The sequence below is a fragment of the Frankia sp. EI5c genome (assembly GCF_001636565.1).
In the GTDB taxonomy this organism is placed as follows: Bacteria; Actinomycetota; Actinomycetes; order Frankiales; family Frankiaceae; genus Parafrankia.
In genome coordinates, this window is the sequence record NZ_LRTK01000008.1 from 38,813 (window position 1) to 52,546 (window position 13,734).

A 13,734-nucleotide genomic window follows, 5' to 3' on the forward strand; every position below is an offset into this window, starting at 1 on the left:
CGCCCAGGCCNTCGGGGAAGGAGACCCAGGCCAGCCCGGCGTCGAACCGCGCCCGCAGCCAGGTCAGGCGTTCCGTGGCCGCCGGGTCGTGCTCGGCGAGGAACCCCTCCACCCGGCGGTGCAGCTCCTCGTACAGGTCGCGGCTCATCGGGCCTGCTTTCTCGCCTGGGCCTGGCGGCGGATCTCGTCGCGCGCCAGGGCGTTCTTGTGCACCTCGTCGGGGCCGTCGGCGAACCGCAGGGTGCGGATCCGGGCCTGGTTGGCGGCCAGCGGCAGATCCTGGCTGAGGCCGGCGGCACCGTGCACCTGGATGGCCTTGTCGAGGATCNACTCGACGGCGGCGGGGGTGGCGATCTTGATGGCCTGGATCTCGGTGTGAGCGCCCTTGTTGCCGACGGTGTCCATCAGCCAGGCGGTCTTGAGCACCAGCAGCCGCAGCTGCTCGACCCGGACCCGGGACTCGGCGATCCAGTCCCGGACCACGCCCTGCTCGGCGAGCGGCTTCCCGAACGCGACCCGGCCGCCGGCCCGCTCGCACATGAGCTCGATGGCCCGCTCGGCCGTGCCGATCGCGCGCATGCAGTGGTGGATCCGGCCGGGGCCGAGCCGGGCCTGCGCGATAGCGAAGCCCTGGCCCTCCGCGCCGATCAGGTTGCTCACCGGCACCCGGACGTCGGTGAACACGATCTCCGCGTGGCCGCCGTGCTCGTGGTCGTCGTACCCGAACACCTCCATGCCGCGCCTGATCTCGACGCCGGGGGTGTCCCGCGGGACGAGGATCATCGACTGCTGGCGGTGCCGGTCGGCGGTAGGGTCGGTCTTGCCCATCACGATGAAGATCCGGGCGTTGGGGTTCATCGCGCCGGTGATCCACCACTTGCGGCCGTTGATGACGTACTCGTCACCCGCCCGCACGATCGAGGTGGTGATATTGGTGGCGTCCGAGGAGGCCACATCGGGTTCGGTCATCGCGAACGAGGAGCGGATCTGGCCGTCGAGGAGCGGCTCCAGCCATTCCTTCTTCTGCTCGTCGGTGCCGAAGAGCGAGAGCACCTCCATGTTCCCGGTGTCGGGGGCCGAGCAGTTGAGCGTGGTCGGCCCCAGGTGCGGGTTGCGGCCGGTGATCTCGGCGAGCGGGGCGTACTGGAGATTCGTGAGCCCCCCGCCCTGCTCGCCCGGGAGAAAGAGGTTCCAGAGGCCGCGGCGACGGGCCTCCGCCCGCAGCTCGGCGAGCACGGGTACGGAGTCCCACGCCCATCTGTTCGACAGTTGGCCGAGCTGTTCGTGGAAGACCGGCTCGGCCGGGTTCACCCGGGTTTCCAGAAGGTCGAGGAGGCTTGCGCGCAGTTCCTCGGTCCTGCCGTCGAGGGCGAAGTCCATCAGGGGTGCTCCTTGAGTGCGGTCAGGCCGGCGTCGAGCAGGGGATGGATGGCCGCGCCGATGTGCTCGAAACCCGGGCCGACGTTCTGACCACGGAGGCCGCGATAGTGGATGCCCTCGAGAATCGCGGCCAGTTTGAAGGACGCGAGCCCGAGATAGAACCCGAAACGGGACAGGTCGCGGGCGCTGTGGGCGGTGTAGCGGGCGAGGATCTCGGCTTCGGTGAGAAACCCCGGCGCGGATGAGGCGTCGGCGAAGCTGCCACCGAGCATCGTGCCCAACCGCTGGTAAAGCACCAGCAGCGCCAGGTCCGTCAGCGTGTCGCCGAGCGTGGCCATCTCCCAGTCGATGACCGCGGCCAGCCGGCCGGAACCGTCGATGAGGACGTTGTCGAGCCGGTAGTCGCCGTGCACGATGCCCGGCGCCGCGTCCGGNGGGACGTCCGCCGCGAGCCGGGCGTGCAGCTCGTCGGCGGCCGGCAGGTCGCGGCTGTGCGAGGCGTCGAGCTGCTTCTTCCACCGGTCCACCTGGCGGGCGAGGAACCCCCCGGGACGGCCGAAGTCGGCGAGCCCGACCGCCGCCGGGTCGACCTCGTGCAGCGCGGCAAGGGTGTCCACCAGCCGGCCCGAGATCAGCCGGGTGCCCTCCGGGCCGAACTCCGCCAGCTCGGCGGCCCGGCGGAACGGCGTGCCCACCACCCGCTCCATGACGTAGAAGGGCGCGCCCAGCACCGAATCGTCGCCGCACAGCGCGTAGGTCCTCGGCACCGGTACCTCGGTGTCCCACAGCGCCGACATCAGCCGGAACTCCCGCCCCATGTCGTGGGCGGTCGCGAGCACATGCCCGAGCGGCGGACGGCGGACGATCCAGGCGCTCTTCCCGTCGGTCACCTCGTAGGTGAGGTTGGATTTTCCGCCCACGATCAGTCGGGCGGTCAGCTCACCCTCCACTCCGGGGACCGCGGTGGTGAACCAGCCGGNGAGGCGAGCCAGGTCGAGGCCGGGCAGGGTCATGTGGCCGCTCCCGGCGGGTTCTCCAGTCGTTGCTGCAGTTTGTTCATCCCGGCCAGCCAGCGGTGCGGGTCCGTGGCCCGGGCGACGAAGTAGTCGCTCACCCTGGGGTGCGGCAGTATCAGGAACCGGCCGTCCCGCAGGCCCTCCCACACCGCCTCGGCGACGTCCTCCGGGGTGAGCACGGCGTCATGGCTGAGGAGACCCTGCAGCGGGCCGGCCTCGTCGTACATCCGGGTCTTGACGCCCTGGGGGCAGACCGCCTGGACGACCACGCCCCGGTGCCGGTAGGTAGCGGACAGCCACTCGGCGAAGGCCACCGCGGCATGCTTGCTGACGGCGTAGGTCGGGCTGCCGAGCATGGTGAGCAGCCCGGCCGCGGACGCGGTGACCACGAACCGGCCCGCCCCGCGCTCCACCCAGCCCGGGACGAGCAGCCGCGCGGCGCGCACGTGCGCGAGCACGTTGACCTCCAGGCTGGCCGCCCAGTCCGCCTCGGTGGCGGCGAGGCCCCTGGCCTTGCCGCGGTCGATGCCGGCGTTGGCGAACCAGATGTCGATCTCGCCGAGCTCCGCGCGGGCGGAGGCGACCAGCGCCGCGACGCCGTCCTCGGCCGCGGCGTCCCCCGGAAGGGCGTGTGCGCCGATCTCGGCGGCGACCCTCTCGGCCGCCTCCGCGTCGAGATCGTTGACGACGACCCTGGCGCCCTCGGCGGCCAGCCGGGCGGCGAGGGCCCGGCCGATGCCGTGCCCGGCACCGGTGACCACGACCCCCTGGTCGCGCACCGGCATGTCAGAAACCCCTGGCGGCGGAGACGACCACGGCTTCCGGCATCGGCAGTTCCTTTCCGCGGACCAGGCTCCTGCGGGCCGGGCGCCGTTCAGTTGGACGTGCGCTGCTCCGCAGCGGAACCCGGACGGCTCGCCGTCACCCGAGGTGAGGCATCCGAGGTACATACCGCCCGGTCGGTATTGAGGATGCCGGGAGCGGTCGGGACTGTCAACGGATACCGCGGATGACGCCGGGGGCCTGGCCGGCCATGGTCAACTCGCGGTCAGCGTGCGCTCAGCGCTCGGCTGGCGCGGGCTCGGCGCTCGGCTGGCGCGAGGTCAGGCCGGCCGGCGCACGGTCAGGCTGGACAGGAGGAGGTCGGCGAAGGACCGGCCGATCTCCTCCTCGGAAAGCCGGCCCCGGGGCTTCCACCACATCGGCAGGTGGTGCACCGAACCGAAGAAGTAGTCGACGATGAGATCGGCCTCGATGTCGTCCCGGAAGACGCCGGAGGCCTGCCCCTCCTCGATCATGGCCCGGAAGGTCTGGTGGTACCGCCGGCGTTCGCGGCGCACCTCCTTCCGCTTCTCCTCGCTCAGCTGGTGCAGCGAACGGAAGAAGATCGTGGTGCTTTCGAGGTTCTCCATCGTCGTGACCACCACGTCGGCGGCCGCCGCGTGCACACGTTCGGCGATCGGGCCCTCGCGGGCGGCGGCCTCCTCCAACCGGTCCGTCTGCATGCGCAGCACCCGCCCGTAGATCTCGTAGAGAAGCTCGTCCTTGGAGCCGAAGTAGTGGTACAGCGCGCCCTTGGTCACCCCGGCCGCCGCCACCACGTCCTGGACCGAGGTTCCCTCGAAGCCCTTCTCGGCGAACAGCTTGCGCGCAACGCCGAGCAGCCGCTCGGGCACCGTCCGCCCATCCACTGTGGACGGCGGGCGCCCTGCGCGGCGCACAGGCTGGTCTGCCATCCGACCACTCCTCCTGGAGGCGACAGCCTCAGAATATGTCGTCGACCTGATCCTTCGGGCCCGGCGCCGGGCCCACCGCGCCGAGACGATCACGGCCGCGCTCGCCACCGGCGCCCAGCGCAGGCCAGCGGCGCACCTGAACACGCACCCACTCAACGCCGATACGGACCGGGTGGAGACCGGCCGGGCTGGTCGGGGTGACAGAGCTGTCTGATCGGACGGGAAACCCCGAGCGCCGAGCCGGGCCGCGACGCCCGACGAGCGACCACCCCGGGCCGGCCCCGGGAGACCACACCCCACCCCCACCGCGTCAAGCACCCCGCCCGCGGGCACCTCGACCCGCGGCCATCCGGCCAAGGCCCCACCAGCGGGCCACCGCACCCGACCGGAACCCGCCACAACACCGCCACCAGGTCTTTCAGCGCCCACACAGGCCCCGAAACACCCCCACCCACCCCCACGCCGCCCGTCCGCGAATGTTCGCCGACAGCGACTGAAGACCTCGTTGTGTCTCCGCTCCCCCTGGGCTTGCAACCTCTCCACCACCGGGGATGTCAACACCCATCCCGAAGAGACACCCAGAGCTCTTCAGTCGCCGCATCACCACACCCACGCCCGCACCCGAAACGCTGACCACTACCGTCAGATCACCCAGCCGCCACGCAGGTGGCGACTTCCTTCGCCGCTTCAGGCGCTGACCAGGTCAGCACCGATGCCGGCGCGGCCTTCGGTCACGCCGCCAAGGTTTGACGCCCCGCCAAGATTTGATGCACCGCCGACGTTCGATCCCCCGGCGAGGTCGTCCCGCAGTCGGGCAAGGGTGCGCGCCATCGCTTTCGGAGTGCTGCTGGTGCGGCCGCTCACCCGCTCGAACACCATGATGGGCGCCGCGCCGGAGAGCTCGAAGGTCTGGCGGAGTCGGGTGCCGCCAGCGGCCGGCGTCAGCTCGAAGCGCCACAGGGTGCTGTCCGGTAGGGCGCGGGTGGGCACCGTGCGGTAGGCGAAGGCCACCCCGGGCTCGGCGGTGACGATCTCGCACTCCCGGCTCCACCTGGCGCCCCGGAAGCGGTTCCAGCCCCGGAAGCGGGCACCCAGCAGCGGCGCGGCCGCACCGTCGAGCCACGCGCAGCGATGGCACTCCGGGCTGTGGCGCGCCATCCGGATGACGTCGGCGACCGCGTCGTACACCTGCTCCGGAGTCGCCTCGATGACGATTTCGGCCTCGCCCCGCAGCGTGACCGGCCCGGGGCTCACCGCGGTGACGCCGTAGGCGGCGCGGACGCGACGCTGGTAGCCACGCCGGGTCAGCGCGAGCAGGACCGGGAGCACCGGCCCGAGCTTGGCAGCGGTCTCGGCCATTCCGGCCGGGTCGGCGGCGGCGAGCCACGGCAGCGCGAACCCGAGCCGGATCCCGCTCCGGCGCTGCATCCGCTTCTCGAGGGCGACCAGTTCCTCGTCCGGTACCCGCTCACGCATGATCGGCAGGACGATGTCCTCCTCGACGGCCAGGTGCTCGTCCATGAGGGCGAGCAGGGCGGCGGCCGCGGCCGCGAAGTCGGCCACGGCGTCGGTGCCGGTGCCGGTGCCGACCTTGGTGCCGGCGCCGGCCGAGGCGGCGCTCGCGGTGCCGGCCGAGGCGGGTGCGGCGAGCCGGGTGAGGGCGGTGCGGACTCGTCCCATCAGCGGGTCCAGCACCTCGTGGTCACCGGCCAGGCCCTCCAGGGGGTCGACACCGTCCACACGATCGACGGGGCCGGCGAACCGCCGCAGCAGCGGCCACAGGTCCTCGTCCTCGCTGATGTGGTGGTGATGGATCACGTTGGCGACCTCGTCGAGGTGCGTCCGCAGCGCGGCGAGCTGGGCCGGTCCGGCGTGGCGACGACCGGCCGCCAGATCCGCGGCGAAGTCGGCCAGGCGACGCGTCTCCACGCGGATGGCCTGGTGCATGAGCAGATAGGCGGTGGTGCTGGCCATCGGAGGTGCTCCCTTCCCTATGATCGATGCAGCGCGACAGTATTGGACCCAGTGACGTTGGAGTGAAATTGGTCGGCAAGGCGACTCGCGCCTACCACTCGCCGCTACGGGCGGCGCAGGCCGAGGCCACCCGCGCGGCGATCCTCGGGGCCGCGGTCGTGGTCTTCAGCGAGCGCGGCTACACCGGGACCACGATGCGCGCCGTCGCGGCGGAGGCCGGCGTCGCGGTCGAGTCGGTCTACGCGCTGGCCAGCAAGGCGCGGCTGCTGGAGCTGGCGTTCGAACGCGCGGTGACCGGCGACGAGCACACCGGCCGGGCCGACCTGCCCTTCGCCGAGCAGGTCGACTTCCAGGCCGCGCTACACGCGCCCGACCAACGTGAGCAGCTGCGCCTGTTCGGCCTGATGAGCATCGGCCCGGCCCGCCGGGTGGCGGCCATCAGCCGAGCGTTCATGCAGGCCAGCGTTGTCGACGAGGATCTCGGAAAACGCTGGCGCGAGCAGGAGGAACGTCGCTATGCCGACATGCGGACGTTCGTGGCCGCGGTGGCGGCCAACGGGCCGCTACGGCCCGGGCTGACGGTCGACGCCGCGGCCCGCGACGTCTGGTCGACCCTCAACTGGTACACGATCTGGCTCCTGCTGCGGGAGCGGCACCCCGACGGCGGCGTCTTCGACGACCAGGCCTTCGCCGGCTGGGTCGAGCGCACCGTCGCGGCGCTCCTGCTGCCGGACTGACGCGGACGCCGACCTCGCCGCGGCGCTCTCCCGCCACCGCGGCGGTTTCGATGACCTGGGCTTCCTGGTACCGGCCCGACGCGATGGGCAGGAAACCTGGTGACCAGAGCATCACCGCGTGTGCCTCCGAATCGAGGTCTCGACATGAAACTTCTCGAGCGGCACCGGATCACCCACCACCCCCCGGCCAACGCAGCAGGCCCACCCACCTCAGCGCCCCCGGCCGCCGGACCGACCGCGGCCCCAGCCCCAGCCCGGACCGCAGCGCCGACCCCGACTCGGGCTCCGACCCCGACCCCGACTCGGGCTCCGGCTCCGGCTCCGGCTCCGGCTCCGGCTCCGGCTCCGGCTCCGGCTCCGGCTCCGGCTCCGGCTCCGGCTCCGGCGGAAGCATCTCGCCCCGCCAGGCGGCCCCGGGCCGTTTCCGCCGGTGACTTCGGGTTGCTGATCCTGCGGATGACCTTCGGCCTGCTGCTCGCCGGGCACGGCGCGCAGAAGCTCTTCGGCCTGTTCGGCGGCGAGGGCCTCACCGCGACCGGCAGAGGGTTCGCCGAGCTGGGCTACCAGCCCGGCACCTTCTTCGCCGGGCTGGCCGGCACAGGCGAGCTCCTCGGCGGGCTCGGCCTGGCCGCCGGACTGCTGACGCCGCTGGCCGCCGCGGCCGTTGTCGGCGTCATGATCAACGCGATGATCGTGACCGTGCCGCGGGGCCTGTGGGCGACCGACGGCGGCATGGAGTATCCGCTGTGCATCGCGGTGGTCGCGATCGCGGTGGCCGCGCTCGGCGCCGGCCGGCTCGCCCTCGACCGGTTCCTCCGGCGACGCGACGGCGGGCTGCCCGAGATGGCGTGCGCCGTCGGGCTCGGCGGCCTCGGCGCCGCCATCGTCCTGGCAGTCAGCTGAGCGGTCCTCGCTACACGGCCACCTCGGGTTCTGGAGCGGCGGCCCGGGAGCGGCGGGCGCCGCCGGCCGAGGTGGACGGCGAGCGCTTGGACGCCGCCTTGGGCGCGGCATCCGCGGGGGGCTCGGCCGCCGCGTTGTTCTCCTCCACCGCCGTCCAGGTCGTGTCGATCCGGCCCGACCTGGGCGCTTCGACGACCTGCCCGTAGCCCGCGTACTCCCCGAGGACGGCGGCCATCTCGTCCCGGCACTCGTCGCACAGGTCGAGGCGGACGAGCTTGCCGTCGTACGCCAGCGCCACCGACCTCTTCGCCGCCACCTGGTCCTTGTCGTGCCGGCCGGTGTTGTCACACCAGACGTTGATGATCGAGATCACCTCGCGCACCATCAGGGCCTCCCTTCCCATCGTCGCTTCCCGCCCCGCCGTGGGCCCCGCCGGGCACGCGCCCCCGCCGTGCCAGACCGCCCGCTGCCGACCCCCTGCCGCAAGGTGGCGGCGGGTAGCCAGGACGCCGTCCGCCTCGCCCACGGAAGGCGGTGATCATGATGGGCCGAACAATACTCCCCGGCTGTGACAAGTCGGCGGGCGAGCGGGCCGCCCTCGGACGGGCGACCGAGGTGCTCGAGGGGCCTCCGCCGGGCGGCCGATGAGCCCCGGCATCGACGGGCTCACCCGGCCCCGGCGACCTCCCGTCGGCCGCAGACCAGACCACACGCGGCGCGAGGTCGCCGCCCGAGGCGGCCGGGGCGGCCGGGGCACTGATTGGCTCGTTGTCAAGGGCGGCATCACGAAAACCCCGGGAAACTACCTCGCCAATTCATTTCCGGAAAACATCCGCAGCGCACGGCTGTCCCTCGGACGACATCTTCCGCATTGGCACCAGGCCGCTTTTCTCCGGCATCGTGTGAACCGTTGAGAGCAACGGCTGCCGCGTTCTCGTGACGGCCTGGGTGAACACAGCGGAGGTAGGCGGTGGGCGGCATGCGGAAAGGCCGGAGGGTACGCCGGGCGGTGTGCGGAGGGGTCGTCGCCTCGACGCTGGCGCTCATGGTCACGGGATGCCAGGAAGGCGTCATCCCGATCGACCCCGCGGCGCAGCCGTCGGCGACGGCGGTGCCCGGGGCACCCGGGGCGCCCGGCCCGGCGGACCCGTCCGCACCGGCCAGCCACCAGTCCAGGCCGGCAACCGCCGCGACCGCCAGGGAGCTGCACGCCGGGGACTACGTGCTCACGGCGGCGGAGGAGACGGCGAGCTTCGAGAACTCGGGCGGCACCGACGACGAGAACAGCGACAGCGCCGCGGTCCGCGCCCAGGTCGCGGCCTGCGTCGGAGTCCCCGACTACAACCCGTCCCCGCCCCTGGACGAGACGAGCGGCGACACGTTCACCAGCCTGGAGGAATCGGGTTTCCAGGCGACCAGCCGGGCGAGGATTCTTCCCGCGCGCCAGATCAGCGAGGACGCGCAGATAGTGACCAGCCCCGATTTCGGCGACTGCTATCGCCTGGCGATGGAAGAGCAGCTGGCGGGTGCGGACGAGAACGGCTACACCTACGAGATCGTCGCCGTCGAGACACCGCCCACGCCGCGGGGCGCCACCGCACTGGTCCGCACCTCGATGGGCGTCTCGGACGGCTACGGAACCTACGGTTACGTCTTCGACACGATCTACTTCTACGTCGGCCAGGTTGCCGTCGAGCTCGATGTCATGAACATCCAGGACGTCCCGCCGCGGGACGTCGAGCAGGGCCTCATCGACCAGATCGCCGGCAAGCTGACCAACCAGTAGTCGTTCCGAGGGCGGTGTGGGCGGTCGGGCGACGCTGCGCGGCGAGCGCGCGCGGCGGCTCACCGGCATACCGGACGACCTCGCGGGTGAGGTGGCTCTGGTCGGCGTGACCGTGCCGGGCGGCGACGTCCGCGAGCGGGTAGGCAGCGCCCCGTCCGACCAGCCGTGTTGGCCGACCCGTCGTGTTGGCCGACCCGCCGTGTTGGCCGACCAGCCGTGTTGGCCGTCGGAGCGGTGGCGCGGCCGCTCACGGCTGGGAGTGCTCGACCACCCGCAGTGCTCGCTCGGGGCAGGCCGCGGCGGCCCGGCGAGCGCGGGCCGCCTGGTCGGCGGCCGGGAGCTCCGGGTCCGTGACGTCGACATAGCCCAGGTCGTCGATCGGGAAGAGATCTGGTTCCAGGGCGTGGCAGCGGGCGTGCCCGACGCACAGTGCCCTGTCCACGACGATCCGCATCCCCCTCCCCCTCCCCCTCCCCCTCACTGCGGCCCGAAACCGGTCAGGGGCAGCGCGAACATCCCGTGCACGGTGCCCCAGTACGCCAGCGGGCCGTCGTGCGCGCCGAGGGAGTACTGCGGGATGACAGCGTGCCAGGCGGCCAGCGCGATCTCCATCTCGAGGCGGGCGAGGTGGGAGCCCAGGCAGCGGTGCGGCCCGCCACCGAAGGCGAGATGCGGCACCGACCGCCGGCCGCGGGCGAGGTCGACGCGACCGGCGTCGGGGACGAGGGCGTCGTCGCGGTTGCCGGCGACGAGCGGGAACAACACCAGGTCGCCCGCCTTCATCAGCTGGCCGCCGACCTCGATGTCCTGCGTGACCCTGCGGCCGATCTCGGGCACGGCGTAGAAGCGCAGCATCTCCTCGACGACGTCGTCCATCGGCTCGCCGGCCGCCGCGAGCGCGGCGACCCGCGCGCGGTCGTCGTGGTGGGTGGCCAGGTGGTACATCGCGTAGGACAGGCTCATCGCGACCGTGTCCAGACCGGCCAGGAACAACAGCAGGCAGCAGTTGAGCAGGTCGTCGTCGCTCACGGCCTGGCCGTCGAGCTCCCAGTCGACCATCGCCGAGAGCAGCTCGCCCTCGCGGCGCTCGCCGCTCTCCCGGCGCCGGGTGATCTCGGTCTGGAAGTAGGCGACGGCCGCGAGCATCCCGGCGATCATGCGCTCGTTGTCGTGCCCGCCGGACTCGTCGGCCGGGCCGAGCATCATGGCCTCCCACTCCAGGAAGCGCGGAAGCTCGTCGACCGGCAGGCCCATCATCTCCAGGAACACGACCGTCGGGAACTTCAGGGCGAATTCCTCGACGTAGTCGCACTCCCCCTTCGCCCTGATCTCGGCCGCCAGCTCGCCGGCCCGTCGGATGAGCTCCGGGCGCAGCCTCTCGATCTGTTTCGGCGCGAAATAGGACGCCATCAGCCGCCGCCAGCCCGCATGCTCCGGCGGGTCGAGCTGGATCGGGATCATCTTGTACGGGGAGTCGGCGTTGAGCGGCGAGATCACCGAGCTGGAGAAGACCGCGGGATTCTGCAGGCACTGCCGCATCAGCTCGTAGTCGAGCACCATCCAGTACTCGGCCTCCGGTTCGGTGACCCGGACGACGGGATGTGCCGCCCGCAGCGCGTCGAACCGGTCGCACACCACCTCCACCGCGCTGGATCCGGCGATGTGATGGTCGGTCAGCGTCGTTGTTCCAGTCATTTCGACCCTCCCGAGCCTCGATTGCGGCCGGCCGGTTCAGCGCACCGAGAAACCGGCGTCCAGCGGCCAGGCGATTCCGGTGATGAACTTCGCCTCGTCGGAGACGAGGAAGGCGACCGCGTTCGCGATGTCCGTCGGCTGCAGGATCGGGATCGGCAGCGCGTTCTGCATCGAGGAGATGTTGCTGTCGGCGTTGGCCATCGCCGCGGCCATCGCCTCGTTCATCGTCATGCCGCTGACGACCCCGGTCGGGTGGATCGTGTTCACCCGGATCCATTCCGCGGCGTACTGGTTGGCCAGCACCTGCATGTAGCCGACCAGGCCGCGTTTCGCGGTGGTGTAGGCCTGGGCACTCGGTTCCTCGCTCGCGGTGCCCTTCAGGCCGGCGCTGGAGCTGGTGAAGACGATCGAGCCGCCCCGCCCGCCGGCCCGCAGCGCCGGCAGCGCGACCTGCACCGTGTTGAAGGTTCCGGTGAGCAGAATGTCGATCGTGTCCTGCCACTCGGCGACCGGGTCGCGGCTGTCGCCGAGCCGCAGGATGCCCGCGTTGGCGATGATGATGTCGAGCCGGCCGAACGTCTCGTGGCCCTGGTCGAAGACCGCCCGCAGCGCGGGCTGGTCGCGGACGTCGGCCCGGCCGACGACGGCACGGCGCCCCTCCTTCTCGACGAGCGCGGCGGTCTCCTGCAGTTCCTCCCAGGTGCCGCAGGGATAGTTCATCGTCGGGATATCGGCGCAGATGTCGACGCCGATGATGTCGACGCCCTCGCGCGCGAGCCGCACAGCGTGCGCGCGGCCCTGGCCGCGGGCGGCGCCGGTGATGAAGGCGACCCGGCCCTCAAGCTTTCCCGCCATGGCGGTTCTCTCCCGGATGTCGGTGGACGGGTTTCAATACGTGCAGCCGCGAGCCGTCAGCCGTCAGCCGTCAGCCGTCAGCCGTGAGCCGTGAGCCGTGAGCCGTCAGAGTTTGATGCCGACCGCGCGGATGCGCAGGAATTCGTAGATGCCCTCGCGGCCGCCCTCCTTGCCCAGACCGGACTGGCCGAAGCCGCCGAAGGGACGGGAGGGCTCCAGATTGGTCGCGCCGTTGACGATGACCTGGCCGTCGCCCAGCTCGGCCGCCACCCGCAACGCCCGGTTGAGGTCCTTGGTCTGGATGTAGGAGCACAGCCCGTAGCGGGTGTTGTTCGCGAGCGCGACGGCTTCGTCCTCGGTCGAGAATCTGAAGACGCACAGCACCGGGCCGAAAACCTCGGTCTGGGCGATCTCGCTCTCCGGGTCGACGTCGACCAGCACGGTCGGCTCGATGAAGTAGCCGGGCCGGTCGATGCGCCGGCCGCCGGTGAGGACGGTGGCCCCCTGTTCCCGGGCCCGCTCGACCATGCCGAGGATCCGGTCGACCGCGGCCTGGTTGACGACCGGCCCCGACGCGGTGCCCTGGTCGAACGGGTCGCCGATCGGGATGTTCTCGGCGACCAGTTTCACCCGCGCGACCATCTCGTCGTAGACGGCGTCCTGGACCAGCATCCGGGTGGCGAACGCGCAGCCCTGGCCGGACAGCGCGATCAGCGAGTAGGCCGTGCCGTGCAGGCAGGCGGCGTCCAGGTCGGCGTCGTCGAAGACGAGGTGCGGGCCCTTGCCGCCGAGCTCCAGCACGGCCGGTTTCATGTCGGGTGCACAGGCCCGCAGGATGCTCGTGGCCGTCGACGGCCCGCCGGTGAAGCTGACCTTCCTGACCAGCGGGTGGCTGACCAGCTGCGCCCCCGCCTCGGCCGTGCCCGGCAGGATGTTGATGACCCCCGGCGGGAAGCCGGCCTGCTCGACGAGGTCCATGAACAGTTCGCCGGAGAACGGGGTGAGCTCGGAGGGCTTCACCACCACGGTGTTGCCGGCCGCGACCGCGGGCGGGATCTTCATCGCCAGCGAGATGAGTGGGCCGTTCCAGGTGATGATGATGCCGACCACGCCGTACGGCTGCGCAAGCGTGTAGCCGAGCTCGCCCAGGTCGTCCGGCCGGCCGGTGAGGTCACCCGTGATCTTGTCGGCCCAGCCCGCGTAGTAGCGGGTCCACTCGGTGGACAGTGCCGGGAAGGCCGCCCCGACGGCGAGCGGCGTGCCGTTGTCGAGCGCTCCCAGGCGGGCGAACTCGGCGGCGTTGACCTCGATCAGGTCGGCGAGCTTCAGCAGCAGTTGGCGGCGTAGGCCCGGGTTCGTCCGTTTCCACGCCTGGAACGCCTCGTGTGCCCTGGTGACNGCGAGCTCGACCTCCTGCTTGTCGGCCAGCGGGATCCGGGCGTCGACCTCGCCGGTCGCCGGACTGATGTGGTCGTAGGTCCCTCCGGAGGCCGTCTCGAGCTTCTCCCCGTTGATCCTCAGGTGGACCTTGGGCGGGGTGCGGTCGACGTCAGACATGGCGCGCCTTCCGGCTAAATGAGTTAACCGATTGAGATCATTACAGTGTGACTGGGGACACGTGTCAAGAATCCGGTCCGAGCTGTCCGATTTCT

Annotated in this window: 11 protein-coding genes and 6 pseudogenes; 3 read left to right on the top strand and 14 right to left on the bottom strand. The window is 71.5% G+C overall.

Annotated elements, in window-relative coordinates:
• Positions 1-11 precede the first annotated feature (11 nt).
• The 8 genes and pseudogenes from UG55_RS33090 to UG55_RS06605 all read right to left on the bottom strand — a co-directional run.
• Positions 12-148, bottom strand: a pseudogene (locus tag UG55_RS33090) (acyl-CoA dehydrogenase); the annotation flags it as partial.
• Positions 145-328, bottom strand: a 184-nt coding sequence (locus UG55_RS33095) for an acyl-CoA dehydrogenase family protein (RefSeq protein WP_255360435.1), incomplete at its 5' end; no start/stop codon positions are given. The pseudogene UG55_RS33090 and the gene UG55_RS33095, both read right to left, overlap by 4 nt.
• A gap of 1 nt (position 329) precedes the next feature.
• A pseudogene (locus tag UG55_RS06585) lies at positions 330-1,380 on the bottom strand (acyl-CoA dehydrogenase family protein); the annotation flags it as partial.
• A partial coding sequence (locus UG55_RS33100) for a phosphotransferase (RefSeq protein ID WP_242423826.1) occupies positions 1,380-1,814 on the bottom strand: 435 nt, incomplete at its 5' end. The gene UG55_RS33100 and the pseudogene UG55_RS06585, both read right to left, overlap by 1 nt.
• A 1-nt stretch (position 1,815) precedes the next feature.
• Positions 1,816-2,359: pseudogene (locus UG55_RS33105) on the bottom strand (phosphotransferase family protein); the annotation flags it as partial.
• Between the two features lie 54 nt (positions 2,360-2,413).
• Positions 2,414-3,181 (bottom strand): annotated as a pseudogene (locus UG55_RS06595) (SDR family NAD(P)-dependent oxidoreductase); the annotation flags it as partial.
• A 318-nt stretch (positions 3,182-3,499) separates the two neighbouring features.
• On the bottom strand, positions 3,500-4,132 hold the full coding sequence (locus UG55_RS06600; RefSeq protein ID WP_083986484.1) for a TetR/AcrR family transcriptional regulator: 633 nt from the start codon (positions 4,130-4,132) through the stop codon (positions 3,500-3,502).
• A 687-nt stretch (positions 4,133-4,819) separates the two neighbouring features.
• Positions 4,820-6,106, bottom strand: a complete 1,287-nt coding sequence (locus UG55_RS06605) for an SRPBCC family protein (RefSeq protein WP_066064331.1) — start codon at positions 6,104-6,106, stop codon at positions 4,820-4,822.
• A gap of 68 nt (positions 6,107-6,174) precedes the next feature.
• On the opposite strand from UG55_RS06605, the gene UG55_RS06610 reads away from it, so the two are divergent.
• Together UG55_RS06610 and UG55_RS06615 are read left to right on the top strand one after the other, a co-directional pair.
• A complete protein-coding gene (locus UG55_RS06610; RefSeq protein WP_066064332.1) occupies positions 6,175-6,843 on the top strand; it encodes a TetR/AcrR family transcriptional regulator in 669 nt (222 codons plus the stop codon).
• A gap of 345 nt (positions 6,844-7,188) precedes the next feature.
• Positions 7,189-7,746 (top strand): annotated as a pseudogene (locus UG55_RS06615) (DoxX family protein); the annotation flags it as partial.
• A gap of 10 nt (positions 7,747-7,756) precedes the next feature.
• Here the strand turns inward: UG55_RS06615 and UG55_RS29395 are convergent.
• A complete protein-coding gene (locus UG55_RS29395; protein ID WP_199865061.1) occupies positions 7,757-8,149 on the bottom strand; it encodes a hypothetical protein in 393 nt (130 codons plus the stop codon).
• A gap of 642 nt (positions 8,150-8,791) precedes the next feature.
• Between UG55_RS29395 and UG55_RS06625 the strand changes: the two genes are divergently transcribed.
• Positions 8,792-9,532 carry a hypothetical protein gene (locus UG55_RS06625; protein WP_313954584.1) on the top strand — a complete coding sequence of 247 codons (741 nt, stop codon included), beginning with the start codon at positions 8,792-8,794 and terminating at the stop codon, positions 9,530-9,532.
• Positions 9,533-9,779: 247 nt separating this feature from the next.
• On the opposite strand, the gene UG55_RS06630 is transcribed toward UG55_RS06625, so the two are convergent.
• From UG55_RS06630 to UG55_RS33110, 5 genes and pseudogenes are all read right to left on the bottom strand, one after another.
• A complete protein-coding gene (locus UG55_RS06630) occupies positions 9,780-9,986 on the bottom strand; it encodes a ferredoxin (RefSeq protein ID WP_066064338.1) in 207 nt (68 codons plus the stop codon).
• Between the two features lie 23 nt (positions 9,987-10,009).
• Positions 10,010-11,227, bottom strand: a complete 1,218-nt coding sequence (locus tag UG55_RS06635) for a cytochrome P450 (protein ID WP_066064341.1) — start codon at positions 11,225-11,227, stop codon at positions 10,010-10,012.
• Positions 11,228-11,263: 36 nt separating this feature from the next.
• On the bottom strand, positions 11,264-12,082 hold the full coding sequence (locus UG55_RS06640) for a mycofactocin-coupled SDR family oxidoreductase (protein WP_066064344.1): 819 nt from the start codon (positions 12,080-12,082) through the stop codon (positions 11,264-11,266).
• 105 nt (positions 12,083-12,187) lie between these two features.
• The coding region (locus tag UG55_RS06645; RefSeq protein WP_242423827.1) for an aldehyde dehydrogenase at positions 12,188-13,480 on the bottom strand (1,293 nt) is incomplete at its 5' end.
• A 1-nt stretch (position 13,481) separates the two neighbouring features.
• Positions 13,482-13,639 (bottom strand): annotated as a pseudogene (locus UG55_RS33110) (aldehyde dehydrogenase); the annotation flags it as partial.
• Positions 13,640-13,734: the final 95 nt, after the last annotated feature.

What these genes read in the sequence shown, in the direction of transcription:
- UG55_RS06600 (WP_083986484.1), bottom strand. Translation starts at nt 4,132, where the DNA reads ATGGCAGACCAGCCTGTGCGCCGCGCAGGGCGCCCGCCGTCCACAGTG.
- UG55_RS06605 (WP_066064331.1), bottom strand. Translation starts at nt 6,106, where the DNA reads ATGGCCAGCACCACCGCCTATCTGCTCATGCACCAGGCCATCCGCGTG.
- UG55_RS29395 (WP_199865061.1), bottom strand. Translation starts at nt 8,149, where the DNA reads ATGGGAAGGGAGGCCCTGATGGTGCGCGAGGTGATCTCGATCATCAAC.
- UG55_RS06625 (WP_313954584.1), top strand. Translation starts at nt 8,792, where the DNA reads ATGGTCACGGGATGCCAGGAAGGCGTCATCCCGATCGACCCCGCGGCG.
- UG55_RS06630 (WP_066064338.1), bottom strand. Translation starts at nt 9,986, where the DNA reads ATGCGGATCGTCGTGGACAGGGCACTGTGCGTCGGGCACGCCCGCTGC.
- UG55_RS06635 (WP_066064341.1), bottom strand. Translation starts at nt 11,227, where the DNA reads ATGACTGGAACAACGACGCTGACCGACCATCACATCGCCGGATCCAGC.
- UG55_RS06640 (WP_066064344.1), bottom strand. Translation starts at nt 12,082, where the DNA reads ATGGCGGGAAAGCTTGAGGGCCGGGTCGCCTTCATCACCGGCGCCGCC.